The sequence below is a fragment of the Planococcus dechangensis genome, assembly GCF_042654465.1.
Lineage (GTDB): Bacteria > Bacillota > Bacilli > Bacillales_A > Planococcaceae > Planococcus > Planococcus dechangensis.
In genome coordinates, this window is the sequence record NZ_JBHSGL010000002.1 from 182,873 (window position 1) to 207,060 (window position 24,188).

General features: G+C 49.1%; 24 protein-coding genes. 4 read left to right on the forward strand and 20 right to left on the reverse strand.

The genetic code is table 11. The features are described 5' to 3' along the window. Positions 1-8: 8 nt before the first annotated feature. The 5 genes from ACFO5U_RS01420 to ACFO5U_RS01440 form a co-directional block, all read right to left on the reverse strand. Positions 9-1,088: an AI-2E family transporter gene (locus ACFO5U_RS01420; protein ID WP_377276025.1), complete on the reverse strand. Its 1,080-nt coding sequence runs from the start codon at positions 1,086-1,088 to the stop codon at positions 9-11. 96 nt (positions 1,089-1,184) lie between these two features. Then, positions 1,185-1,466 (reverse strand): hypothetical protein, encoded by a 282-nt coding sequence (locus tag ACFO5U_RS01425; RefSeq protein WP_377276027.1) that lies wholly within the window; start codon positions 1,464-1,466, stop codon positions 1,185-1,187. Between the two features lie 224 nt (positions 1,467-1,690). Next, complete coding sequence (locus tag ACFO5U_RS01430) at positions 1,691-2,392, reverse strand: type 1 glutamine amidotransferase domain-containing protein (protein WP_377276029.1); 702 nt, start codon at positions 2,390-2,392, stop codon at positions 1,691-1,693. A 133-nt stretch (positions 2,393-2,525) separates the two neighbouring features. Further along, on the reverse strand, positions 2,526-2,960 hold the full coding sequence (locus ACFO5U_RS01435; protein WP_377276031.1) for a YaiI/YqxD family protein: 435 nt from the start codon (positions 2,958-2,960) through the stop codon (positions 2,526-2,528). Continuing rightward, on the reverse strand, positions 2,941-3,522 hold the full coding sequence (locus tag ACFO5U_RS01440; RefSeq protein WP_377276033.1) for a DUF1836 domain-containing protein: 582 nt from the start codon (positions 3,520-3,522) through the stop codon (positions 2,941-2,943). Before ACFO5U_RS01440 ends, ACFO5U_RS01435 begins: the two co-directional genes overlap by 20 nt. Positions 3,523-3,651: 129 nt before the next feature. Between ACFO5U_RS01440 and trhA the strand changes: the two genes are divergently transcribed. After that, positions 3,652-4,299, forward strand: coding sequence for a PAQR family membrane homeostasis protein TrhA (gene trhA / locus ACFO5U_RS01445; protein ID WP_377276034.1), 648 nt, complete (start codon positions 3,652-3,654; stop codon positions 4,297-4,299). Between the two features lie 45 nt (positions 4,300-4,344). Here the strand turns inward: trhA and ACFO5U_RS01450 are convergent, their stop codons facing one another. Next, positions 4,345-5,181 (reverse strand): STAS domain-containing protein, encoded by an 837-nt coding sequence (locus ACFO5U_RS01450; RefSeq protein ID WP_377276035.1) that lies wholly within the window; start codon positions 5,179-5,181, stop codon positions 4,345-4,347. Between the two features lie 136 nt (positions 5,182-5,317). On the opposite strand from ACFO5U_RS01450, the gene ACFO5U_RS01455 reads away from it, so the two are divergent. Continuing rightward, positions 5,318-6,088, forward strand: a complete 771-nt coding sequence (locus tag ACFO5U_RS01455; RefSeq protein WP_377276037.1) for a 2-keto-4-pentenoate hydratase — start codon at positions 5,318-5,320, stop codon at positions 6,086-6,088. Positions 6,089-6,138: 50 nt separating this feature from the next. Here ACFO5U_RS01455 and ACFO5U_RS01460 read toward each other — a convergent pair whose 3' ends face one another. The 4 genes from ACFO5U_RS01460 to ACFO5U_RS01475 all read right to left on the reverse strand — a co-directional run bounded on the left by ACFO5U_RS01460 (position 6,139) and on the right by ACFO5U_RS01475 (position 12,122). Further along, positions 6,139-7,407, reverse strand: coding sequence for an acetyl-CoA hydrolase/transferase family protein (locus ACFO5U_RS01460; RefSeq protein ID WP_377276039.1), 1,269 nt, complete (start codon positions 7,405-7,407; stop codon positions 6,139-6,141). A gap of 150 nt (positions 7,408-7,557) precedes the next feature. Then, positions 7,558-7,767 carry a hypothetical protein gene (locus ACFO5U_RS01465; RefSeq protein WP_377276041.1) on the reverse strand — a complete coding sequence of 70 codons (210 nt, stop codon included), beginning with the start codon at positions 7,765-7,767 and terminating at the stop codon, positions 7,558-7,560. A gap of 105 nt (positions 7,768-7,872) precedes the next feature. Then, positions 7,873-10,962: an SbcC/MukB-like Walker B domain-containing protein gene (locus ACFO5U_RS01470; RefSeq protein WP_377276043.1), complete on the reverse strand. Its 3,090-nt coding sequence runs from the start codon at positions 10,960-10,962 to the stop codon at positions 7,873-7,875. Further along, complete coding sequence (locus ACFO5U_RS01475) at positions 10,959-12,122, reverse strand: exonuclease SbcCD subunit D (RefSeq protein ID WP_377276044.1); 1,164 nt, start codon at positions 12,120-12,122, stop codon at positions 10,959-10,961. The genes ACFO5U_RS01470 and ACFO5U_RS01475 overlap by 4 nt, the downstream gene beginning before the upstream one ends. Before the next feature lie 129 nt (positions 12,123-12,251). Here ACFO5U_RS01475 and ACFO5U_RS01480 point away from each other — a divergent pair, with 129 nt between their 5' ends. Together ACFO5U_RS01480 and ACFO5U_RS01485 are read left to right on the forward strand one after the other, a co-directional pair. Further along, on the forward strand, positions 12,252-12,473 hold the full coding sequence (locus ACFO5U_RS01480; RefSeq protein WP_377276045.1) for a transcriptional regulator: 222 nt from the start codon (positions 12,252-12,254) through the stop codon (positions 12,471-12,473). Between the two features lie 71 nt (positions 12,474-12,544). Continuing rightward, positions 12,545-12,985 (forward strand): YtoQ family protein, encoded by a 441-nt coding sequence (locus tag ACFO5U_RS01485; protein ID WP_377276047.1) that lies wholly within the window; start codon positions 12,545-12,547, stop codon positions 12,983-12,985. Positions 12,986-14,069: 1,084 nt separating this feature from the next. Here the strand turns inward: ACFO5U_RS01485 and ACFO5U_RS01490 are convergent. From ACFO5U_RS01490 to ACFO5U_RS01535, 10 genes are all read right to left on the reverse strand, one after another. Beyond that, positions 14,070-14,378 carry a magnetosome magnetite crystal formation protein family gene (locus tag ACFO5U_RS01490; RefSeq protein ID WP_377276049.1) on the reverse strand — a complete coding sequence of 103 codons (309 nt, stop codon included), beginning with the start codon at positions 14,376-14,378 and terminating at the stop codon, positions 14,070-14,072. A 69-nt stretch (positions 14,379-14,447) separates the two neighbouring features. Then, entirely contained in the window at positions 14,448-15,431 is a 984-nt protein-coding gene (locus tag ACFO5U_RS01495; protein ID WP_377276050.1) for a zinc-binding dehydrogenase, read from the reverse strand. A 6-nt stretch (positions 15,432-15,437) separates the two neighbouring features. Then, positions 15,438-16,370 carry an ArsA family ATPase gene (locus ACFO5U_RS01500; RefSeq protein ID WP_377276052.1) on the reverse strand — a complete coding sequence of 311 codons (933 nt, stop codon included), beginning with the start codon at positions 16,368-16,370 and terminating at the stop codon, positions 15,438-15,440. 24 nt (positions 16,371-16,394) lie between these two features. Further along, positions 16,395-16,658 (reverse strand): cory-CC-star protein, encoded by a 264-nt coding sequence (locus ACFO5U_RS01505; protein ID WP_101189361.1) that lies wholly within the window; start codon positions 16,656-16,658, stop codon positions 16,395-16,397. 124 nt (positions 16,659-16,782) lie between these two features. Further along, entirely contained in the window at positions 16,783-18,525 is a 1,743-nt protein-coding gene (locus ACFO5U_RS01510; protein WP_377276055.1) for a carbon starvation CstA family protein, read from the reverse strand. A 91-nt stretch (positions 18,526-18,616) separates the two neighbouring features. Continuing rightward, positions 18,617-19,543 (reverse strand): ketopantoate reductase family protein, encoded by a 927-nt coding sequence (locus ACFO5U_RS01515; protein WP_377276056.1) that lies wholly within the window; start codon positions 19,541-19,543, stop codon positions 18,617-18,619. Further along, the gene (locus ACFO5U_RS01520; protein WP_377276058.1) at positions 19,540-20,535 is read right to left on the reverse strand and encodes an MBL fold metallo-hydrolase; all 996 of its coding nucleotides are present in this window, start codon (positions 20,533-20,535) and stop codon (positions 19,540-19,542) included. Before ACFO5U_RS01520 ends, ACFO5U_RS01515 begins: the two co-directional genes overlap by 4 nt. Beyond that, entirely contained in the window at positions 20,532-21,506 is a 975-nt protein-coding gene (locus ACFO5U_RS01525; protein ID WP_377276060.1) for a quinone oxidoreductase family protein, read from the reverse strand. Before ACFO5U_RS01525 ends, ACFO5U_RS01520 begins: the two co-directional genes overlap by 4 nt. Positions 21,507-21,518: 12 nt before the next feature. Further along, positions 21,519-23,276 carry an acyl-CoA dehydrogenase family protein gene (locus ACFO5U_RS01530; RefSeq protein ID WP_377276061.1) on the reverse strand — a complete coding sequence of 586 codons (1,758 nt, stop codon included), beginning with the start codon at positions 23,274-23,276 and terminating at the stop codon, positions 21,519-21,521. Between the two features lie 42 nt (positions 23,277-23,318). After that, a complete protein-coding gene (locus tag ACFO5U_RS01535) occupies positions 23,319-24,092 on the reverse strand; it encodes an SDR family oxidoreductase (protein ID WP_377276062.1) in 774 nt (257 codons plus the stop codon). Positions 24,093-24,188 lie beyond the last annotated feature (96 nt).

Consider the following 24,188-nt stretch of genomic DNA (forward strand, 5'->3'; position numbering starts at 1 on the left):
ATAACTAGTTATTGACTCACAGCACGCTTTTTATGCAGGCGATAAAATAACCGGAAGTCATGAATCAGTGTTTTCAATACGGCGTATAACGGGATCGCAATTAAAATGCCGATAAAACCATAAAGTGCTCCTGACACCATCAATAAAAGGATAATGGTCAATGGGTGCACTTTCAGGCGGTTGCCCATAACGTTCGGGGTGATTAAATTGCCTTCAAGCTGTTGCACGACGAGCAAGACGAGCACGACTTTCATCGCCATGAACAGCCCATCGTTCAGCAAGGCGATGAATATCGCCGGAATGATTCCGAGGATTGGTCCGAGAAATGGGACGACGACTAGAAACATCGCAAAAATAGCGAGCGTTAAAGCATATTCAAGACCAATAATTAAATAACCGATATACATCAAAAATCCGGTGATGGCAGCGACCATCGCCTGACCGACAACAAAGGTCGACAAAGTCGCATTCAAGTCCTTCAATAATTTACGGCCTTCCGCTTTATGATCTTCTGGCAAGCGTTTAACGAGATGCGGCATAAATTTATAATCGTCTTTCAAAAGAAAGAACAAGACGAAAGGCACGACAATTAAAACAACCGCCGCGTTGACGAGCATCGTTAAAATATCGAGCACATTTGCGAATAGCCGATTGGATAAACTCTCGGCATAACCAAAAATCCGGTCGCTGATCTCTTGGCCTGACACTCCCCCAAACTCAAACCCTTCCATCAGGTTCGTGGATTCGGAACTCATCTCTTCCACTTTCTCCGGGGCTAGGTCGGCTAAGCTTTTGCCTTGTTCAATGACAGTCGGACCAAATAAGTAAACAAGCCCGCCAATCACCAATGCGATTCCTGCGAAGAGAACTGCGATTCCCGCCACTTTCGGCATACGACGGGCGAGAATCGCAACCAGTGGCCGCAACAAGTAATACAACACGCCGGCAATAACAATCGGCGCGAAAAGTGTGGCAACAATGATGCGGATCGGTTCCCAAATAAAGTCCAACTTACTAAGTACGTATAATGTGATTGCGAGCAGCAGTATGCCCGCCGTGTATTCAAAAAATGGCTTGCGGATCCACAAATTGATCAGTCCTTTACTGTTTTAATTTCGATTTAAAATAGTGCACCCAAAAAAGCGAAGACAGAATTGCTTCTGCCTTCGCTTATACAACTGGTATTACTTGTCTTCTTCGAGTTCGCGCAGTTCTTTTTGTGTTTGCGGGAAAGCATTCGCTTGCCATTCTTCGCGGTAAGCGGAATCCAATTGCGACAATCCTTGTTCGCTGGAATCTTCGATGGCGTAGACACTTTCGCGCTCATCGATGGCGCTGCTGTTGCGCATATCATGGTCTTCTTCTACACGGACGGTAGTTTTTTCTTGATATGCTTTGTAGACAAAAATCCCTGCAGCTGCCGCGAGTGCGCTGCCAATTAAAGTATTCATCGTTGAATTTTTCATCTAAATCCCTCCAAATTATATACATGCTTCTGCCACTACTCTTCTGTATACCCTGTATGTGCGATTTTAACTAGAAAATAAAAAACTTTTTTCAGCCCTTCAAACATCTCGTGCGCATTTTTTTATACAAGGCGTTCGAAAACAATGCGCAAAAAGGAATGCGCGCGCTTGCCATAATTTATTTTCAATCAAAAAAAAACCACCCGTGAGGATGGCCGCTTGCTTTACTGGGCATAGCGTTCAGCAAATTTCAATTGCTCACGCATTTTTTGGGCGACCCCAGAAGCGGAAGCCGGATTTTGGCCGGTAATCAATCGTCCTGATTCGATGACGCATGCTTCGAGCGGCAAACGCGCAATTTGGACAAGCGCGCCCCGCTCCTTCATTTCATGCTGCAAAGAAAATGGAATGTCTTTGTATAGTCCGAGAAGTTTTTCCTCGAAATCCGAAAATCCTGTTGCTAAATGACCTGCCAATAAGGGGCTTCCGTCCGATAACTGCACATTCAACAATCCACTCGGGCCATGGCACACCGCGGCTACGATGCCGCCCCTCTCATAGATGCGGGCAGTTATCCGTTGCAGCCCTTCGTTATCAGGGAAATCCCACATCGTGCCGTGCCCGCCGGTGAAATAGATGCCGGCATAATCGTCAGCATTGATTTGCTCTGGTGTCAGCGGATTGTCCAGTTGCCGCTGTATCGACTCATCCAAGTAATAATGGCGAGTCCTGCCGTTGATGACGGCGGCTGGCAAGCTCCTCGGATCGATCGGCACTTTGTTCGCTTGCGTGCTCATGATGTCCACATGAAAATCATTTTTTACTTCATGATAGAAATCCGTCAGTTCACGCAGCCATAACCCTGTCTTTTTCCCGTTCTCGCCCAGATCTTGGTGGTTTGTTACGACGATCAATAGTTTTTTCATCTCCCGTACCCTCCTCATGCGTTCATTTGTATGTTCTGTTATTCCCTATTGATGGAAAATTATTCGCACACCCAATCGAATTATCCGTTCATTCTCTTTAGACATCAAAAAAGACCCACATATATGCGGGTCTTTAGCTTTTCAATACTTGGGACAAACTTTCTTCAAACTTATCGTTATCTGCTTGCTGGCGCTTTTTTGGGCCTTTCATTCGCCCGCCGCCTTGGCGGATCTTTTTGGCGACGTGGCGGCCGTGCAGTAATTGCTCGATATTGCCTTCGTGGTAGACGCGGCCGTTCTGGTCGATTGGTACGCCCCTCTTGGCAAGCACCATGGCGGCGAGACCGTAATCCTGTGTCACGACAATATCACCCGGATCGACACGATTCACCAAGACGAAATCGACGGCGTCCGCTCCCTTAGATACCGTCAGTGTTTCTGCGCCTTCCCGGTGCATTTCATGGGAAGTGTCGCACACAAGTAGCACTGGCCAGCCGAAACGCTTTGCTAGCCCGATCGTCAAATCAACGACAGGGCAACCATCTGCATCAATGAGTATTTTTGCCATCGGCTTGCTCCCTCACTAGTTCATCGGCCAGCTTTTCTGCGGTTCGGCGGTATAAATTACTTTTATGGACGAGTGATGCGATAAACAGCACTCTCGAAAGTTCCCCGTCCCACTCGCCATGCGCCCCTTCGACAGCAATTGCTTGACGCTCAAGTTCTTCCCGGAACGCCGCGTGATTGTCTTGCTGCAGCGTCAAATATGTTTCATAAAAAGCGGATAGATCGAGTTCTCGTGATTGAGCTTTGTCGTTTACTTGCTCCAACACTTTTTTGACGTCGTTGATGGAGAGTGTGCTTTTCATCTGATAAATCAAGCTGATGAGCATGATGTGTTCAGGTGTATATTTTTTCTGTTGCACTGGGTAGAAGAGCTTTCCTTTGGCATAATTATTAATCATCGTTTTCGTCAGGATCTTGTCATCCGAAAAGCGCTTCGTGTCTTGAAAGCTCGTTTCAAACAACTGGATGACTTGGTCCACATACAAATCAATTTTGGGGATATCGTTCGTATGAATTTGGCTATCGAGCGCCAATTGGCTAATGAGTTTATCAATGTTTTCCATTCACTTCACCTCTGTTTCTCTGTCCTTATCTTACACGACGAGTGAAAAGTCGACAAACTTGACTGGCATTAATGATACATATATCATTATAAGTAGTTTCAATAACTACGTCTTAGGAGGTCTAGATTCATGACGGCTTATATCCGCGAACCATTTAATGCCTTATCCCATTTAACAGGAGCGATTCTATCGTTTATCGCATTGCTCGCAATGGTCATTAAAGCAGCCTATTCGCAAGCGCCTGCTTTACATATAACAGCGGTACTGATCTTCGGCATCAGCTTGATGTTGCTTTATACGGCTTCTACGGTGTATCATACCGTACTCGCACGCCCTGGCGTCATCGCCTTTTTCCGCAAACTCGACCATTCGATGATTTTCCTATTGATTGCCGGCTCCTATGCCCCGTTTTGCTTGATTGCCTTAGAAGGCGCACTCGGCTGGACAGTGTTCGGCATTGTGGCGGCGCTCGGCATTAGCGGCATTTTCTTTAAAATGATTTGGTTTCACGCCCCGCGCTGGTTGTCGACAGGCATCTATATTCTGATGGGCTGGATCATCGTGTTTGCAGCGGGGCCGCTTGCGGGCAGTCTTTCGGTTACCGGGTTGTGGCTGCTCATTTCAGGCGGCATCCTGTACACCGTCGGGGGCGTCATTTATTGGCTCAAGCCGGACTTCCTGTCCTCGCGGTATCTAGGATTTCATGAAATTTTCCACATCTTCATCTTGCTTGGCAGCACTTGCCACTTCCTTGCTGTCTATATGTATGTGCTGTAACAGAAAAAAGAGCAGTTCTCTAAAGTTTAGAGAGCTGCTCTTTTCTTAATGTTCGAGCGCGTCAAGCGCCTGCATCAAATTGGCATATACTTTGATATTTTTAAAATCGATCCCCAGTGTTACCGCGGTCTGTGCAATTTCCGGGCGAATACCGGAAAGTACTGAGTCCACACCGATGATACGCAGCGAGTCCATCAACTGGAACAATTGCTGGGCAACCATCGTATCGACGATCGGCACTGCAGATAAATCGATATACAGTGTCGACAATTGCTGTTTAGAACTTTCTTCAAGCGCAGTTTCCAGTATCACTTTGGCTCGGTATGTATCGATGCCGCCAACTAGCGGTAAAATGCCGACGCCTTTGCGTATCGGGATGACCGGACTGCTCAATTCATCGATCACTTCCTGCTGGCTCGCCAACATCCGCTGGTGGGCTTCGTGATGATGACGTGCAAAACTTTCGATGATAAAGTCGAAGATGTCATTGAGCATTTCGCTCCAGCGCAGTGCGTCCTGGCTGGTCGCTTGTCCGACTTCATCGAAGAATTTCCGGACATGGCTCCAGTATATCCTGCGGATCTGCCCGAGTTGCTCCATCACTTCAAAAAGCGGAACCGATTGCTGCGCCCGTTCCTTTGCCACTGTGGAAGCCCAGTCTTCTACATAAGCTAGTGATTCTTCCTCATTATGGACAAAAATTGCAGTCACCGCTTCAATAAAGCCACCCGTCTCTTCCTTCAGTTGATCGGCCATTTCAGCAGATACGTTCGTGGAATAGATCGAGTTGGTTTTATTGCTTCTCATGGCTACCCATTCTTCAATCATTTGTTGTTCATTTTTTAGGATGAAATCATGTAGCTGTCTACTAATCTCTGCCATATCATTTGCCGCCCCTTTTCTTACGAGTCTTCTTTATCTTATAAGATACTCCAGCCCAAATGCAAATTTGCCTTCTTGCTGTGCAGCACACAAGGTCCAGATGGTATGATACAGAAAAAGGAAAGGAGACTGAATAATGGGGCCACTTCACACTGAACAGCTGGCAGATCGCCTGTACACAGCTTATAAAACAAATCGCGCACTCGAAAAAGACCAGATTCCATCAACGCTCGAATTGTCTGCTGCTTATTCGATTCAACATGCGCTCACTTCCAGAAAAACACAGGACGGAGAACCGTTGAAAGGCTATAAAATCAGTTTGACGAGTCCGGAAACACAAAAATTATTCAACTCCGACAAACCGCTTTACGGGGCATTGACTGCACCCGCCTTGTCAGACGGCACGATCGAGCTTGCTTCCATGCTGTCCCCGCTCATCGAAATCGAACTGATTTTTCTGATTCAAGAAGATATCCACGCATCAGATTCACTCGCCGATATTTTATGCAAAACCAATGTGGCACCGGGAATCGAGGTGCCGGATTGTCGTTTCACCGACTGGTTTCCGAACATCACACTCGGCCAAGTCGTTGCCGATAGCGCTGTTGCCGGGCGAATTGTCATCGGGGAGGCGATTAATGATGCCTCGTTTGATCAATTGGATGACATACACGGCGAGTTGTTCTTAAACGGCGAACCAATCGCTTCGGGAAGCTCTTCCGAAGTGCTTGAACACCCGCTCCATGCTATCAAATGGCTTGCTGAAGAACTCGATAGCCATGGCTTTATGCTTGAAAAGGGAATGGCAGTCTCTTCCGGCACGTTCATCTTGCCGAAAAAATTGGAAAAAGGGCGCTACAAAGTCCGTTACGAAGGCATCGGCAGCGCCGAGCTTACCGTGCAATAAGACAACCCCCAGCATTTGCAGCTGGGGGTTGTTTTATAGCCAGTCATTGATTATAGCAAAAAGCCATTCTTTTTGGCGTCGAACATCAATTCGTCGCGGAACTTCGGATGGGCGATGTTGATCAGTCGCTTGGCGCGTTCCGCAATCGAGACGCCGTGCAAACGTGCCATACCGTATTCCGTAACAATGTTGTCGACATCGTTTTTACCGGTTGTGACGACTGACAGAGGGGACAAATTAAGTTTGATGCGCGACAAGCTGTCGTTTTTTGCAGTCGATGCCATGCAAATATAGCCTTTGCCATTTTCTGCAAAACGCACACCACGCGCAAAATCGACTTGACCGCCGCTTGAGGAATAATATTTTCCTCCAACCGTTTCCGATGCGCATTGGCCGTATAAGTCGACTTCCGTCGTCGCGTTGATGGAGACGATATTTTTCTCCTTGGCGATTTCCCGCGGATCGTTAACCAGACTGACAGGCAGCATTTCAACAGCCGGGTTGCCGTCGATGAAATCGTATAAGTTTTTCGAACCGAAGGCAAAAGTCGCGACGATTTTCCCGGGATTGGTAAATTTCCGTGTGCCGTCGATGGCGCCTGAATTAACCAAATTTGCCACCCCGTCCGGCAGCATTTCGGTATGGATGCCTAAATGGCGATGATCTTTCAGCATGCTGATGACCGCATTCGGCACAGAGCCGATGCCAATCTGCAGCGTGTCGCCATCTTGAATATCCGCGATGATCGATGAAGCGATTTTTATGTCCTTGTCGCTGATGGTGCTGGCTTTTTCTTCTGCGAGCGGCGCATGATGTTCCACATAGCCGGCGATTTGGCTGATGTGGATTTGGTTGCGGCCGAATGTTCTTGGCATGTGTTCGTTGACTTCGAGAACGAACGGTACCTTGCCGACAAATTCCGCAACATAATCAGCTTGTGTGCCGAATGTGAAATAGCCGTGTTCATCCATCGGGGATGCGACCGTCATGATCATCGACAAATTCGTCGTCTTCTGCAGTAAGCGCGGCATTTCATGGAAATTATTCGGCACCAGGTCCATCTTCGCTTGCTGATAGACATGGCGAGTAGCACCGCTCAAAAAATACGAGACGTGGCGCAGCTGTTCGAGTTCACCTCGGATATAGGCGCGGTCGCGAAGCGCCAGCATTTGGTGGATTTTAACATTGTTCAATTGCGCCGCGTGTTCTTCTAACAGATCGAGCAGGCGGATCGGTTCGCCGTTTGCGATCGGGATGATGAGATCTGCATTCGGTTTGATCAAATCGATGAATTGTTTCGGGCTCAGTTGTTTGGACATCTCGCTTCACTCCTGATTTTCTATTGTTCTTTCCACTCTATCACACGATTTCGCTATCCTTAAGTTTGCAAACTTCCATTGCTATTCTGTTTTTTCAGTCAAAAGCACCGCTGCAGAAAAGTCCAAGACTCCACTGCAGCGGTGCTTTTTTCATTGATTGCTCTTACGTGCCCACAAGCTGAAAACCAATCCCCCAATGCCAAACAAGGTCATGATTCCCCAGAGCATGAGCAACATCATCGACCCGAAACCTGCTCCTTCTTCCGTAGCCGAGGTCCATTGCAGCGCGAAAAACCCGATGCTGAACAGCGTAATGATGCTGAAATAAATCATTCTGGCTTTGAAACTGAAATTCTTCATCTGTCAAAACCCCTTTTGGCGTTCATCTGCCTTGATTACAAGACCGGCTGAAAATAAGCTTTGCTTGTATCATTCACGTTCTAGCGCAATTGTAAACTTTTCCCGTCATTTCAATAGGAAGCGCGTATGGCTAATGCCTTCTTTTGTCTTTTCTACTTCCAAAATTGCCGGAATCGCCGCTTTCAATTCCTGAACATGCGAAATGACCCCGATCATCCGGCCCGAGCGCTGCAAATCAATCAAAGTTTCGATCGCTTTATTGAGGGATTCCTCATCGAGTGAACCGAACCCTTCGTCAATGAACATCGTTTCAATGGAAACATTGCCTTCAAAGCTTTGGATGACGTCGGCCATGCCGAGTGCGAGGCACAGCGACGCATTGAATTTCTCGCCCCCCGACATCGTTTTGACATCACGCGCTTGCCCTGTATAAGCATCGTATACATCAAGGCCGAGGCCACTTTGTTTGCCGCGTGCTTCCTGACGGTCGCTTCTCATCAAATAAAACTGCCCATTCGACAAATGCTTAAGCCGCTCATTGGCCGCTTCTAAAATCTGCTCCAAATACTCAATCTGCAAATAGCGTTCAAACGATAGCTTTAAATCGTTCTGACCGCGGATCGTATCGTGAAGGTCGACGATGCGCGCGAACTCCGCTTCCGCCGCTGCTTCTTTTACAGACGCCTCGGAAACGGCATCAAAATACGACTGAACTTTTTTCTTATATTCCTTGGATGTATTCAGTTCCGAGAGTGCCTTTTCATAATCGGCTTTCAATTCGGCAAGCGCTTGTTCCGCATCCGACACATCGATGCGCGCACGATCGCCGAGCAAGCTTTCAAGTTCTGCGAGTTGCCGTTCTGTCGTGTGGCGGTCTTGCTTGTACTGCTCGATGTGCGCTTTTAGTTCTTCGTAACGCGGCGCTTCGAGTTTTGCTTGTTGATAAGCTTCCTTCGAAGCGAAAGCGGATTTCACGAGCGCTTCCTCGAAACGGCTTTCTGCATGGCCGCGCTTTTCCTGCAATTCTTGCACGGACTGCTGCGCATACCGAAGCGACACCGCCAACTCTGATGCTTGCCGCTCGGCTTTTTGCAAGGCATCCTGTGCTTGTTGCCAAGCCGCTTCCAAACGCTCTTTTTTACGCTGCGCTGTTGTGATTTCTGTTCGAAGAGCCCCCAGTTCGCGGAGCGATTCGGGAATCGCTGTGAGCTTGCTTTGCAGCACTGCTTTCCCTGATTCGTAAGCAGAGCGTTTTTCATTGGCGCTGTGCTGGGCTTCTGACTGCTGTTTCTTCAGAATGGATAGTCGTTCTTCCAGTTCACTGAAATTCACCTTATGCTTTCGTAGGCGCTCTTTATCGGACTGCAATTGCTCAAGTTCACCATCCAATGATTCCCGTTCATTGCGGATATTCTCCAATTGCGCGCCTGCTTGCACAGCAGCTATCGACATGCCGTCCAGTTCCTCGCGCTTCACTGCCGCCTGCTCCTGAAGGGCGGCTACTTCCGCTTCCGTTTTGCGGAATTTCTGTTCGCTTTGCGCCAACACTTGCTTGGCCTGTTCCAATGCGTCCTGGTTCACTGCTACAGAATTGCCTGTATGTTTGGCTGGATGGTCGAAGCTCCCGCAAACCGGGCACGCGTCCCCGTCGTGCAGCTTCGAAGCGAGCAGTGCCGCCTGGTTGGCGAACCAATCATGTTCTATCGATTGATAGGTTTTTAGCGCTTGTTCAAACCTGTCCTTATCCACTGCTGACTGATCAGCCAAGCCTTCTAGCTTGTGCTTCATTCGGAGATATTCCGTCAAGACGCGCTGTTGTTCGGCCAACTGGTTCTGGCGGTCCCGCTTATCGTCGAAATGCTCTAGGCTTTCTTCCAGTTGTTGAATCAATGATTTTGTTTGTGCCAGCTGTTGCTCGGCGCTTGCTGTTTGTTCATCCATTCTTTGGAATGCCGTTCTGGCGTGAATGGCGGCTTTCTCCAATTGCTGGACAGCTGTACGCTGCTGCTCGAGTTCCTTTACGCTTACTTCCATATCATGCAAACGGAGTAGCGCTTGCTGTGCAGTCTGCCGCTGTTCATGGCGGCTTTCTTCATCGTTCATCGCTTGACGGGCTTGTTGTTTCAGTTCTAGCGCATGCCGTTCAGCTGTCTCGGCTTGAGCCAACTCGTCGCGTTTTTTGCGTTCGTTGGCCGAAAGTTCCAGCAGCTGTTCCTCCAAACCGGTGATCATGCCTGCTTGATCGGCTGCTGTGACTTGTTGTTCCCATTCTTTGACCGTCGGAAGTAGTTGTTCGAGTTCCAGCAAATGGCACTTTTTCGCTTCTAATTCGTCAAAGCGCTCATTCCAGCCTTTTGCTTCGTGGAACTCGGCCATTTTTTTATGATGGAAATCGTATGATTGCTGATAGCGCTCCTGCAATCTCTCACTTTCCATTTTATAATGGCTGATTTCCTCTTTAAGCCCTTCGAGCAATTGGCTGCGCTGGAAATCACCTTGTGCAAACACGGCAGAAAGGGCCGATTCACGCTGCGGCAAAGAGCCCGCAATCGCCTGCACCTGTTCTTTATAGAGCATCTGTTGCGCTTTAAAGCGTTCCTGCGCCTCGTCTTTTTTCTGCTTGAGCCGCTCGGCAACTAGACGATAAGGCTCCGTGCGGAAAATCTTCCGCAAAATCGCTTCCTTATTATCCGTTTCAGATGTCAACAGCTTGCGGAATTCCCCTTGCGGCAGCATGACGATTTGGTTGAATTGGGAAAAGGTCAGCCCGAGGATTTCCTCGATGCGGCGATTGAGCTCCGAGACGATTTGCCGCTCGACACAAGGCTTTTCGCCCGTCTCCGTCACTTCGAAAAATTCATAGCGTTCACCGGTCGCGCTTTTATTGCCTTTTTTCACATGGCTCATCTGCCGCAGGATGCGGTAAGTCGTGCCGTGCACTTCAAAAATCAATTCTGCCGAAGTGTGGAGCGAATCCTTGGCGAAATCGCTGCGCAGGTTTTTCGGTTCGCTGCGGTCCGAACCGCTCGCTGAACCATAGAGCGCGAAGCAAATACCGTCGAAAATGCTTGTTTTGCCAGAACCGGTGCTGCCGGAAATGACAAACAGGCGGTTGCCTTCTAGGTCTTCGAAATTGATTTCTTCTCTGTCGCGGTAAGGCCCGAATGCGGTCAATATTAGTTTAATTGGCTTCATGACTTCACCTCTTCCCGCTCAGAGTCCGCCTGCAGGAATTCCTGCAACACTTCGCCGAACAGTTCAGCCGTTTCCTGCGTTGGCTGACCGCCTTTTACTTCTTCGTAAAATGCGTGGAATAATTGCATCGGGTCCATTTTCCGGCGCGAGCCGAGTGTAGATTCACCTGCTTCTTTTGCAAAAGTCTTACGTTGTACGTGCATCGCATTTGGATAGACCGACCTCACCTTTTCCATCGGGAACAGCACAGGCCTCTCATCGAGCAAAGTGACAAACACATAATCCTCACTTCTTTCGTGCTGCAGGATTTCTGCCATCGTCCCTTCAACCGAACGCATATCGCGCTTTGCTCTGAACAAGCGCTTTTCTACAGCGACTGAACCATCTGCTGCCAAGTCGACGATATGGAATCCTTTTTGATGATGCTCTTCTGAAATCGAATATTTCAACGGAGACCCCGAATAACGGATCGTTTCATTCAATACATAATGCGCTTTATGCAAATGGCCGAGCGCTGTGTAGTGGAACGGTTGGAAATGCTGCGCGCTGACGTGTTCTGCACCGCCGATCGCGAGCGGCCGTTCCGAATCACTTGTATTGTCTTCTTCTTCACCGCGGGGCGTCACGAACGCATGACCGACGAATACGTGGCGCGCCGATGGATCCATATCAGCTGAAATGCGTGCAGTCACTGCTTTCATCGCATCGTCGTGGGTCCTGATTTCAGGATCTTCGAACACGTGGCGCACCATCGACGGATCCGTATAAGGCACCAAATGAAAATGCACTTCGCCTGTTGCATCTACTAGCACAACCGGTTCGGACTCTGCACGGATCGGGCCGGTGATATGGAGGCCATTATTCTTCAGTGCCCGGCTTCCGAAATCAAGCCTCCCCGGACTGTCGTGGTTGCCTGCTACGGCGATGACCGGCACATTCAAATCCAGTACGATTTTCGCGAGCAGATCGTCCAGCAAACGGACCGCTTCTGTCGGCGGCACCGCGCGGTCGTATAAATCACCTGCAATGACGAGCGCATCCGGGCGCTCCTGTTCGATTGTTTTAATTAATTGATCCAGCACAAATCGCTGGTCTTCTGTCATATGTACGCCCTGCACTAGTTTGCCCAGATGCCAGTCGGCGGTATGGATGAATTTCATGAAAAGAACCCCTTTCTTCCTGCACAAAAGAATATACGTTCGTTCCATTATACACGATTCATTTCACTTGTTTCATTACTCTGTTCGGTATACAATGAGAACAAACGTTCTTATTCGAGGAGGGTTATAATGAAAGCACAGCTATTGAAAGCATTCAAATACCAGCAAATGATTGAAATGATGTATATTGCAAACGACGGTACCATCAGTAAACGCCGTGTGAAAATCTTGAAAGTCAGCGGAGACTCGTTTCAAGCGTATTGCTTTTTGCGCCGTGAAAAGCGCCATTTTAAAATCAGCCATGTGCTTTCATTCATGCCCCTCCAGACGAAACAACGCCAAATCGTCTAAAGCCGCTCTCCCTGTTTGAATTTTCTCTTTATGATAGACTAAGAGGAAATGGAAAATGGAGGATGAGTATAATGAGATTAACCGTTTACCTTGCAGGCGAAATTCACAGCACATGGCGTGAAGAAATCAAAAAGAAATCCTTGGCGCTCAATTTGCCGATCGATTTTGTCGGCCCAATGGAAGACCATGATCGCTCCGACAATATCGGTGAAGAAATCCTTGGCGAACAGCCGAACGCCATCTTCAAAGACGCCGCTGCCTCGAGCTTCAATAATTTGCGTACGAGCGTGTTGATGGAAAAATCGGACTTGACCATCGCCTTATTCGGCGAACAGTACAAGCAATGGAACACGGCAATGGACGCAAGCGCTGCTTTAGCGAGCGGCAAGCCGCTCATCATCATCCGCCCGGAGAAACTGCACCATCCGCTAAAAGAGCTATCGCAAAAAGCGAATGCTACCGTCGAAACCTGCGATCAGGCGATCAAAGCTTTGGCTTATATTTTTGAATAACAAAAAGTGCAGCGGCTTAGGCCGTGGCACTTTTATTGTTCATGAATTTAAATGACGAGATAGTGAGGGTTATCGCGCGGAAATGTTCTCGTTCCTTGGTTTGGGCTTCGTCTTGATAGTCGCCGCCTGGCTTTGGGTTGGCCTCCCGCAATAAGCCAGGAAGAGCACCTGTCTTATTGCGTCGGCTCACCCGTGGCGCTAGGCGGCTTGGAGATTTCGTTATGTACAGCTTGTTTAAGCAAATCTGCTTCTATATTCCGTTGCCGGCTGGTGGGGAATCGCTTCCCAAGTTCGGCGTAGATGGGATAGTGAGGGTTATCGCGCGGAAATGTTCTCGTTCCTTGGTTTGGGCTTCGTCTTACTATTCGCCGCCCGGCTTTGGGTTGGCCTCCCGCAATAAGCCAGGAAGAGCACCTGTCTTATTGCGTCGGCTCACCCTTAACGCTCGGCGGCTTGGAGATTTCATTGTGTACAGCTTGTTTAAGCAAATCTGCTTCTATATTCCGTTGCCGGCTGGTGGAGGAATCGCTTCCCGAGATAGGCATCTGACAAGCCTGTGGTTGAAGCAAAAGCTTGTTGTTCTATTTAGCGGACGAGAACTAATGACACTCTATTTTTTATCTGCATGAAGTAGGCTGCAAAGCATAACACATTTCTGCACTTCTCGCTGAATAGAACGAAGAAACGACCTTCCACTCTAAAATTAAAAGACGGAGTGGAAGGGGGCTGACGTCTGTGGGACCGCGCGGGCTGGCGAGACAAACGTGCCACGTCTTTTGTGGCACGTTGGCTCAACACCCGCCCCACGGCAAGCAGCCCCCTGCAACGCAGTCGAAAAGCGAAAGCTTTTCTACTCACTTCTATAAACTTCACTCTTCATTAGTTGGAGCTGTATGATCAATCTCCCACTCTAAAACCGGGGACGACGCTTGCTCCTTGAAGCATAGTCTAATAGCACAAACATTTAGAGACTCTACTCTACTTCAACAGAAATTGATCATTCCTCCACACTTCACATGCTCCATTCCACACAAAACCCGCCGAGAAAAATCTCGGCGGGTTTTGTGATGCTGCTTTTATTCCATTATTGGTACCAAGAACCGACTACTGGGTAATCGTACGGTTCGTTGTTCAAAGCTTTGATGATTGCCATGATCGGCACGATGATGCCGATAGCGCCAAACACAAGCAACATCGGAATCCCGATCAATACGACAGTCAGCAGGCTCGAGACGAAAATCAGTGCGCCCATGACCAATTGGAACAGCAAAGCTTGAATCGACAGCTTCTTCACTTCCTGATCAGCCGCAAGGATAAAGACAATCACCGGCACTAGAAACGGAGCAAAAAACGCACTGGCGTGGACAAGTACTTTCATTCCTGTATTCTCCATTAGGTTAACCTCCAGTCAAATTACTTTCATATCCTTATATACGGCTGGCCATCAAAAAAGTTTCAATCTTTATTCGGAAACGCGCAAAACAACTTTACCGAACTGCTTGCCGTCCGCCAAATAGTCGAACGCTTCATGGGCTTGCTCTAAATCAAAGGCACGGTCAACGATGGGGTGCGTTTTGTATTGTTCAATATGCTTGATCATATCGCGCAATTCTTCGCGGCTGCCCATGGTCGAGCCGAACAGCTGATATTGTCCATAGAAAAAGCTGCGCAAATTGAAATCGACGTTATCGGCAGTCGTGGCGCCGAAAATGACGATGCGTCCGCCTTTTTTCAATACTTCCAAAGAGCGGTTGAACGTTGCACCGCCGACGCTGTCGATAACCAGGTCAATCGTCTGGCCTTCTAGCTCTTTCTCCCAATCGCTATCGGTCGGAATGGCCATGTCGGCACCGATTTCCAGTGCACGCTTGCGCTTTTCTTCGCTTCTCGATGTGACGATGACGGTCGCGCCGACATTTTTCGCGAACTGGATCAGGAATGTCGCCACCCCGCTTCCGGCACCCGGAATGAACAAGGTATCGCCTTGTTTCAACTGTCCCTTCGTGAACAATGCACGGTAACCGGTCAAGGCCGGCAGTACAAGGCCGCCCGCTTCTTCCCAAGTAAGATGTGCTGGTTTTTTCTCCAGTTGCTCTGCGGAAATGGCGATTTTCTCTGCAAACGTCCCGTGGTCTGGCATGCCTAAAATATCGAATCCGGCCGGCGGTGCATCGCTGTTTGTTTCCCAACGGAGCGCCGGGTTGATGATCACTTCATCGCCGACCGCAAAGCCCGTGACTTCTTCACCGAGCGACTCGACGACACCCGCCGCATCCGAGCCGATGATCAATGCTTCAGGGTTATCGCCGTAACGCTTCAAAAGCCCGAGGTCGCGGCGATTGATTCCGGCATCGCGGATCTTCACCACAACTTCTCCTTTTTGCGCTTGCGGTTCTGGCATATCCTTGGATTTAAAATGGCCTGCTTCCATAACAAATGCTTTCAAACTGCGTCACCCTTCCTGAAAATGTTGGCTGAATTGTTCCAATTGCTTTTTGCTGATGATGTCTTGCGAAAACAGCGGAATATACAATAGCTGCTGTTTCGGGAATGTTTCCTTGATCATGTCCATATATTTCGTTTCATGCTTTTTGCGTTCCTGGAAAAATGCGCCTTCCACTTTTTCCGGTAACACTTTGTTGACGATCAAAGTCTTGACGTGAAGATGGTATTTGTCTAGCAGTTCTAGTGCTTTTTTGGTCTCCAAAATTGGCAGGCGCTCCGGATTCAACACGAAGACAAAACCGGTTTGCTTGGCGTCCAATAAAATATCGCGCGCTTTCGAAAAGCGTTCTTGGCGTTCATGCAAGACGTCGTAGATCGGGTCTTCCCGAGGCTCGCCGTCGTTCAGCAGCGCGGTATAGTTCTCATTGGTCTTGCGGCGCTTATCGAGCAAGCCTTCAATCCACACACCCATCAGTTCCGGCAGCGACAATAGGCGAATCGTATGCCCAGTCGGCGCCGTATCGAATACGAGCTTATCGAAATGCTGGCGTTCTTCGAGAATGATGTGGATCAGTTTGTCAAAAAGCGCCGCCTCGTCTGCACCAGGAGAGGCTTTCGCCGTATCGAGCTGGCGGTTCACTTCTTCCATCATGCTCGTATGGACCGTACCGCGTATATTTTCTTTGACGCCTTTGATATAATTTTCGGTTTCGATTTCGGGATCGATTTCAAGCGCGTATAAATTTTCGGCGATTTCTTTTGTGCGTCCGCCGATCTGTTCGTTGAAGATGTCCCCGACATTATGCGCAGGGTCTGTGGAGACCAGCAAAGTCCTGTGTCCAGCTTTTGCGGACTGCCACGCAATAGCAGCTGCGGATGTTGATTTGCCAACACCGCCTTTGCCGCCGACAAAAATAATGCTCTTCGATAACACGTCCATCCGATTCCCTCGTTTCCTTAAAGATTAACAGCAGCGAATTCCTGACAGCGGGGATTTTTCCATACCCATACGCAAATGCCAGTCGTGGAATTCTTCGATCATGTATGGGTAAAGCTCAAGCGTGTAGTAATAGACCGGGTTCGGGATGCCAAGCATTTCCGAATACAGCATCAAGAGAAATAAATCATCTTCGCTCCGGAGCTCCCGGGCAATTTCCGTTCGGTGCGGGTGTTCAAGCACAGCCTCATACCAGTCGATTAGTTTTTTCAGTTTGTCGCTGATCGGCATAACAGCACCTCTTTCTGAAAAAAGTACAAGGGATCACATGAATATGATCCCTTGGCATTTCTTCCTATAATAATAAGCGGTCCGGTGGATGAACGCGCAATAATGGTGTCTATCGTTACTGCTATTATTTCAAATCTTCGTCTGAAAATCCAGGATTTGATTTGCTCATGAGCGCTTGTGCAGCAGTCAAGATGATCCACAGCGTAAAGACGAAGATAATGGCACCGAAGACGAAGAGCAATGTATTCGGCTGGTCGTTATACCAAGCCCATTGCAGGAATACTTGCTGGAACATCGCCCATAGCGTCATGAACATCAAGAATACCATCGGGATGATCGTAATCATGTAATTCCGCCCAAGCTTGCGGAGCCAGATCGAAATCAATAGCAAACTGATTCCGGCAAGCAATTGGTTGGCAGTACCGAATAGCGGCCATAATAAGTAACCGCCTGAACCGAATCCGTTCGGCCCTTCAGGCAAGATGACAAGCGCTGTGCTCGAAAGGACAGCGATGCTCGTCGCCACGTGTTTTTTCTCCAGCTGAGGCACTTTGTATTCGACGCCCAACTCTGAAATGATATAACGCATGAGGCGTACGGATGTATCCAAAGTTGTTGCTGCAAAGGAAACAACGATGATCGACACGATTGTCGATGCGACAGATCCCGGAATCAACAATCCAGAAGCAAGCACTGTTGCGCCTTCGATAAAGTTTCCGAGACCGCCGCCGCTTGCATCCGCAAAGCTGCTGTATGAAGCGCTGAACTCTTCGCGGTTCGGGAACAGCGTAATGACTGCGATGATCGAAATGAGTGCAAGCACCCCTTCACCAACAGCTCCCAAGTAACCGACAAAACGGGCATCGGTTTCTTTATCAAGCTGCTTTGAAGATGTTCCGGATGAAACGAGCCCGTGGAAACCTGAAATCGCGCCACAGGCGATGGTGATAAAGAGCAATGGGAACCAGGAAACGTCTGCCCCCGGGTTTGTGGCCGGTGCTGTAATTTCCGGGTTTGTGAACAATAGCCCCAGATACAAAATCGCAAGACCAACGATCAATTGGTGGGAGTTGATGAAATCACGCGGCTGGAGAAGTTTCCAAACCGGCAATGTAGATGCGATGTAAACGTAAACCATCAATACGACAATCCAGATAAAGAATGCGCTGGAAATGGCCCCGAGCCCAAATATCCCGGCTCCTTCTGCTCCGCCCATATAGCGGACAAGGTCAATTTGCAGAAATTCCACTTGGCTGGAAAGAACGGCTACACCGTACATGACTGCAAGCGCTATCAAAGAAGGGATAAGCATTTTCATATTGCGCTTGTAAGCAGCATAACCGATCCAAATAGCGAGCGGAATCTGGATAAAGACCGGAATGACACTTGCCGGGTAGGAAATGAACAAGTTGGCGATAACCCATGCGAATACCGCATTGACCATCAAAACCAAAATCAAGATGATGAATAGGAACAAAATCTTTCCGCGCTGGCCGATGAGGCGATGCGCAAGCGTTCCGACAGATTGGCCTTTGTTGCGGACCGACAGTGCGAGCGTTCCGAAGTCATGGACCCCTGCTGCAAAAACGGTACCGAAAACAACCCACAATACAGCCGGCAGCCAGCCCCAATAAACGGCGATAGCTGGCCCGAGAATCGGTGCAGCCCCTGCAACTGACGTAAAGTGATGCCCCCATAGGACGAATTTATTGGTCGGCACAAAGTCGACGCCGTCCTTAAAACGGTGTGCTGGTGTGACATAGTTCGGATCGAGCTTGAATATTTTTTCTGCTACAAACTTGGAATAAAACCGGTATCCGAGAACGAATATAAATAGTCCCATAGCAGCTAAAGCAATTGCATTCACATTTCCCAACTCCCTTTTTCTTTTTTTAGAAATTTCTGCATTCCTTGTTTAATCATAGAGTAGGAATATAATAATGTAAATGTTCTGTTTTTTATTTCGCTACATTTCTGTTTGCTTCATATAGCTTCAATTTGGTGTAAACCGTCTCCAACACCGGTACAGAGACATTTGCTTCGTGCGCTTTCTCGATCAGGTAGCCTTGCAGATGATCCGCTTCGATTCCCTGCCCTTTCTCCATATCACGCTGCATCGATGATTTCATGCTGGCGTCCATGCTATTCATTTTGTCGAGCTGTATGCTCGCAATGCCTTTTTTAATCGGTGCTTCCATCGCGGTCATCGCCGCTTCGAGTTCTTCAAGCAATGTCTTGATGGCGGTTTGGCCGGAAGGCAATTCGCGAATCGGGCCAAGCGGAGATTCCATGAGCGATGTGATGCCCGACATCGCCGTGATAAACATGTATTTATGCCACATATCCTGGTTGATGTTCCCGCTTAAAACAAAATCAGCTATCGTTCCATCGAAATGTGATTTCAATTTTTCTATGCGTTTTGTCTGCTCCCCACTGCGTTCCCCATAGACAAGTTGATGGATCGGGCTTGTCTGGACAATCTCCCCATCCTCATCCACTGTAGACTCGATAAAGCATAGGCCGCCGATGACCGCTTCTTCGCCGAAAGCCGCAACGAGTTGATCAATATGCGCGATGCCGTTCAGCAGCGGCAGGATCATCGTTTCTTCGCCGACAAACGGACGGATGTCTTCAATCGCTTGCTCCAGCTGATAAGCTTTTGTCGTCAAAATGATGACTTCAAACGGCTCTGCATGCATCGTTTTCGTTAAAAGAGCCGGCTGGAGATGAAGGTCTCCGTGCCGGCTATTGACGCTCAATCCTTGCCGCTCGATCTTTTCTTTGCGTCCTTCTCTAACCAAAAATGTAACATCCTCGCCTTTTTCAAGCAGACGGGCACCGAAATAGCCTCCGATTGCCCCTGCTCCTACCATTAGCATTTTCATTCTGTCACGTCCTTTTCTGCTTTTTTGTAAATCCAGCGCCCTTTATCTTGCGTTCTCGTGCAGCGCCCATCGGCACGTAAGTATTCAAGGTGCGCCAAGGTCTCGCCTACGGCAAAACGCATTTCATGAACAGTCAGCGGACGGTCGAACAGGCGCTCGCGCACTTCAAAAATCGTTAACGGCTGCTCGAGCATTTGCCAAGTCGCCTCTAAGCGCTCTTCATGGTGAGCGAGCAATTCATCGATGCGGCGGTTAGCCCCTTGAAACGGAGAACCATGCGACGGAATGACCCACCTTGCATCCAATTTCCGTACTTTTTTCAATGATGTCATATAGGTCAATAATGGATTCGGGTCTCCGTGGAACCAATACGAGATGTTCGGGGTAATGCGCGGTAAAATATGGTCCGCTGACAACAGCACATTTTTCTCCCGCTGGTAAAAACATACCATCCCATCCGAGTGGCCAGGAACGAATAAAACTTCATAGTCAAAGTGCCCGATCCGGACCGTTTCCCCTTCTTCAAAATAATGATTTACTTCCGGAAGTGGAAAAATGAGCGGTTGAAAATCTCTCGTATTGTCGGCCATTTCCTGTGCAGCTGCTTGCGGAATGCCAGCCGCTCTATAATAGCCCGGCAATTGTTGTAAAAATTCATTGTCCCACGACTTCACGCCTGCTGTTGCATCGGTTTTACTCATGGAAACACGCGCTCCAGTCTTCTGTTGCAAACTGCCGGCATAGCCGAAATGATCCGGATGGTAATGCGTCAGCAATATATGCGTTACTCTGTTATCGCCGATTTCATGATCCCACAACTCTCTTGTAGCGTCATTGTTCAATCCGGTGTCGATGATTGTCCAGCCAGCATCCCCTTCAGCCAGAAAGCAATTGACATGGTTCAAGCGAAACGGCAATTTATGCCTGACGAGCCTTACCCCCAACTCGTCGAGCACCGATTGCGCTTGTGCTTTTTCGAGTGCGTTGGTCATGGCTTCAGCACCAGCTTGCCGATGGTTTTCCTACCTTGCAACAGTTTGTGTACATCGGCCGCTTGCTCAAGCGGATAGGTGCCGCCGATCGTCAATTTCAACTGACCGCTATTCATGTATTCGAGCAACTCCTGAAAACTCCTTTGGAATAAATCTGGATGGCGCATGATTTGCGGCAGGAAAAAGCCGATGACCGATTGGTTGCGCTTCATCAATTGTCCGGGCGCAAAAGTTGCCTGCTCCCCGCTTGCCGCTCCGAAAATGACCAGACGGCCAAATGGCGCTAAGGTTTTCAGCGTATCATTGAATACTGTGCCTCCGACCATTTCGAGTGCGACATCGACGCCTTTGCCTTCTGTGATTTCTTTAATCCGCTCTACCCATCCATCTTCGCTATAGTTCACCAAGTGGGTCGCCCCCATCTTCTCGGCATGGAACAGCTTTTCTTCTGTACTTGCCGTGGCGATAATTTTGCCGGCGCCGAATATTTTCGCGAGCTGGACAGCAATGGTGCCGACGCCGCCTGCAGCCGCGTGGATCAGCACCGTTTCGCCAGGCTCAAGGCGCCCCATCGTTTTGAGAATGTGATAAGCGCTCAAGCCTTGCAAAGGCAAGGCGACAGCTTCTTCAAAACTAACGCCTTCCGGTACCGGCGTTAAAATCTGCTCAGGAATAGCCACGTATTCCGCATAGCCCGAGGATTCAATCAATGCCACGACACGCGCGCCTTTTTCAAAACGGGTCACGCCAGACCCTGTCTCGACGACCACACCCGCCACTTCCGATCCCGGCACATAGGGCAATTTGGTCGGCACGACGTATTTCCCTTCACGCCTCGCCGTATCCGCATAATTGACACCGACCGCCTTTACTTCAACGAGAACTTCACCGTCCTTCGGTTGTGGACGTTCTGCATCGGTGTAATGAAGCACTTCCGGGCCGCCGTATTGTTCGAATTTCACGATTTTCATTTCTTTTCCCCCTCAACTGATATAATGTCCGGCCCCGTAGACCGTTTCCGCCAAACGGCGTTTTGCCTCAATCGTGCCGCCGCGCTGCAAGCGTTCGAGTTCAGCCGTCACTGCCGACGTGAAGTATGCAAGTTGCTCGCCGCCAGCAGTTCCTTGAATGATCTGGCGCGCTTTCATTTCAACTTCTAATAAGGAATCATCGATGAGCATTTGCGCCATCTCTACTTTAAGTGCTGCTTGTCCGTTTTCTTGCGCTTGCTGTGCCCGCACGACTGCCGATTCGGCCGCATACAAAGTAATCGCAATGTCTGCGAGCTTCATCAACGTCTCCTGCTCCTCGCCTATTTTGGCACCATGGGCTTTAGCCGCGAGCCCCATACAGCTGAGGAAAACACGCCGGATGGCCTGCACCGCTTCTGTCTCACGGGCAAGCGTCCCGATATACGGAATTTGCGGCGACTGCATTTCCGCAAACGCCTGCTTTGACGCTTCCTCCAAATCGAATGTCCCTTTAGCTGCTGCCTTCAATAAATTACCCGGTATGAGCAAACGGTTCACTTCGTTTGTCCCTTCGAATATGCGGTTGATCCGCGAATCCCGGTACACTTGCTCGATTTTGTATTCCTGGATATAACCGTAGCCGCCGAACAATTGCAAGCTCTCATCGGCCACAAAATCCAAAGTCTCCGAGCCGTACACTTTGCAGATGGCGCATTCTGTGGCGTATTCCATCATCCGCTTTGCGATCAATGCGTGGTCTTGTGACTCGTACAAGCCGCCGAGCGCGTCTTCCAAATAACCGGCTGTCCTGTATTGCAGCGATTCCAAGGCGAAAATGCGCAGCGCCATGGACGCCACTTTTTCTTTCGTCGCCGCAAACTCTGCAATGGCACGGCCAAACTGCTGGCGCTCTTGCGTGTAGCCGAGCGCCAGCGATAAGCTGAATTTCGCTGCCCCCATGCAGGCTGAACCCAAATTAAAGCGCCCGAGATTCAACACATTCAGTGCCACAAGATGGCCTTTCCCGACCTCGCCCAGCAAGTTTTCCACTGGCACTTCGCAGTCTTCGAAAATGACCGGGCGCGTCGACGATCCTTTGATGCCCATTTTCTTTTCTTCTGGCCCGAGTGACAAGCCCGGATGCTTTTTTTCGACGATAAACGCCGTAAACGCTTTGCCGTCCACTTTGGCGTAAGTGATGAATGTATCCGAAAAGGCCGCGTTGGTAATGTACATTTTTGTGCCGTTTAATACATAATGCGTGCCTTCTTCGTTCAACACGGCTGTCGTTTGGGCAGACAGTGCATCTGATCCTGCGCCCGGTTCTGTCAGGCAATACGCGCCGACAAACTCTCCGCTTGCAAGTTTCGGCAAGTAGTATTCTTTTTGTTCGGGCGTGCCGAAATAAGTGATCGGCAAAGTCGCGATGCATGTATGGTTCGAATGCGCCACACCGTAGCCGCCCGCCGGACCAAGCGCTTCCCCGACCAGCCCTTTGCTAATTTTGTCGAGCCCGAGCCCGCCGTACGCTTCAGGAATACTATGTGCGAGCAGTCCTAGCTCCCCTGCTTTATGGAAGAGTTCTTGGACAAATTCAAAATCCTGGCTTTCCAGACGCTCGTTATGCGGGTGTACTTCCTTCTGTAAAAACTGCCTCGCCGTTTTCGCGATCATTTTATGTTCATCGCTAAACTGCTCGGGTGCAAAGATCGGTCCTGCGCTTTTGACAAGAAAGTCTGCACCTTTGTATACATTCGCCTCCGCCTTCATGCTATCCAGCTCCTTTATTGTTAGAATCTGCATATCTGTTCTTTACATGGCGTGCATGCCGCCGTCGACCATTACCACGTCACCCGTCACATAATCCGAAGCCTTTGCCGCCAGGAACAACGCCGCGCCTTTTAAGTCTTCGTCTGTTCCGAAGCGGTTCAGCGGCGTTCTCGCAAGCAAGCCTTGCTCGCCATGCTTCATCACGTCTTTCGACATTTTCGTCGGGAAGAATCCTGGAGCGATGGCGTTGACGTTGATATTATGGCGGCCCCATTTTGCTGCCAAGTCTTTTGTAAATGTAATGACCGCTCCTTTGCTCGTGTTATAGCCGATCGCATCCATCAGCTGCGGATCGATGCCCCCAAGCCCGGCGACTGAAGCGATATTGATGATCTTGCCGCTGTTTTGTGGAATCATCACATCACCGACAGCTTGGCTCATAAGGAATGTTCCAGTGACATTGACCGCCATGACTTTCTCCCATGCTTCGAGCGGCATGTCCGATACCGACGCTCCCCATGATGCGCCGGAATTATTGACGAGGATATCGATTGTGCCGAACGTTGCAACTGTTTTCTCCACTACATTTTTAACGTCTTGTGGATTGGTCACATCACATGCAAGCGCTAAAGTCTTGACGCCTTTTCCTTCAAGCTGTTGGGCGACTTCTTGGCACGCTTCCACTTTCCGCGAACACAATACGACATTGGCACCCGCTTCTGCGAAGCCTTCCGCAATTTGTGCACCAAGCCCTCTGCCGCCTCCAGTGATAATCGCGGTTTTGCCTGTTAAATCGAACAATTCCATTACATGCATTATTTTTCCCCCTCGATTGTTATACTGACCAGTCGGTATGTTCAGAATACTTAAACTTTATGGTACCGTTTTCATTGCAAATATGCAATACAGCGC

Excerpts from the sequence above, each read along its gene's own strand:
- ACFO5U_RS01480 (WP_377276045.1), top strand. The coding sequence starts at position 12,252 with ATGAAAGCACAGCTATTGAAAGCATTCAAATACCAGCAAATGATTGAA.
- ACFO5U_RS01525 (WP_377276060.1), bottom strand. The coding sequence starts at position 21,506 with ATGAAAATCGTGAAATTCGAACAATACGGCGGCCCGGAAGTGCTTCAT.
- ACFO5U_RS01535 (WP_377276062.1), bottom strand. The coding sequence starts at position 24,092 with ATGCATGTAATGGAATTGTTCGATTTAACAGGCAAAACCGCGATTATC.
- ACFO5U_RS01515 (WP_377276056.1), bottom strand. The coding sequence starts at position 19,543 with ATGAAAATGCTAATGGTAGGAGCAGGGGCAATCGGAGGCTATTTCGGT.
- ACFO5U_RS01485 (WP_377276047.1), top strand. The coding sequence starts at position 12,545 with ATGAGATTAACCGTTTACCTTGCAGGCGAAATTCACAGCACATGGCGT.
- ACFO5U_RS01500 (WP_377276052.1), bottom strand. The coding sequence starts at position 16,370 with ATGGACGTGTTATCGAAGAGCATTATTTTTGTCGGCGGCAAAGGCGGT.
- ACFO5U_RS01450 (WP_377276035.1), bottom strand. The coding sequence starts at position 5,181 with ATGGCAGAGATTAGTAGACAGCTACATGATTTCATCCTAAAAAATGAA.
- ACFO5U_RS01430 (WP_377276029.1), bottom strand. The coding sequence starts at position 2,392 with ATGAAAAAACTATTGATCGTCGTAACAAACCACCAAGATCTGGGCGAG.
- ACFO5U_RS01530 (WP_377276061.1), bottom strand. The coding sequence starts at position 23,276 with ATGAAGGCGGAGGCGAATGTATACAAAGGTGCAGACTTTCTTGTCAAA.
- ACFO5U_RS01520 (WP_377276058.1), bottom strand. The coding sequence starts at position 20,535 with ATGACCAACGCACTCGAAAAAGCACAAGCGCAATCGGTGCTCGACGAG.
- ACFO5U_RS01460 (WP_377276039.1), bottom strand. The coding sequence starts at position 7,407 with ATGTCCAAACAACTGAGCCCGAAACAATTCATCGATTTGATCAAACCG.
- ACFO5U_RS01475 (WP_377276044.1), bottom strand. The coding sequence starts at position 12,122 with ATGAAATTCATCCATACCGCCGACTGGCATCTGGGCAAACTAGTGCAG.
- trhA (WP_377276034.1), top strand. The coding sequence starts at position 3,652 with ATGACGGCTTATATCCGCGAACCATTTAATGCCTTATCCCATTTAACA.
- ACFO5U_RS01440 (WP_377276033.1), bottom strand. The coding sequence starts at position 3,522 with ATGGAAAACATTGATAAACTCATTAGCCAATTGGCGCTCGATAGCCAA.
- ACFO5U_RS01435 (WP_377276031.1), bottom strand. The coding sequence starts at position 2,960 with ATGGCAAAAATACTCATTGATGCAGATGGTTGCCCTGTCGTTGATTTG.
- ACFO5U_RS01465 (WP_377276041.1), bottom strand. The coding sequence starts at position 7,767 with ATGAAGAATTTCAGTTTCAAAGCCAGAATGATTTATTTCAGCATCATT.
- ACFO5U_RS01425 (WP_377276027.1), bottom strand. The coding sequence starts at position 1,466 with ATGAAAAATTCAACGATGAATACTTTAATTGGCAGCGCACTCGCGGCA.
- ACFO5U_RS01455 (WP_377276037.1), top strand. The coding sequence starts at position 5,318 with ATGGGGCCACTTCACACTGAACAGCTGGCAGATCGCCTGTACACAGCT.
- ACFO5U_RS01505 (WP_101189361.1), bottom strand. The coding sequence starts at position 16,658 with ATGCCGATCAGCGACAAACTGAAAAAACTAATCGACTGGTATGAGGCT.
- ACFO5U_RS01470 (WP_377276043.1), bottom strand. The coding sequence starts at position 10,962 with ATGAAGCCAATTAAACTAATATTGACCGCATTCGGGCCTTACCGCGAC.
- ACFO5U_RS01490 (WP_377276049.1), bottom strand. The coding sequence starts at position 14,378 with ATGGAGAATACAGGAATGAAAGTACTTGTCCACGCCAGTGCGTTTTTT.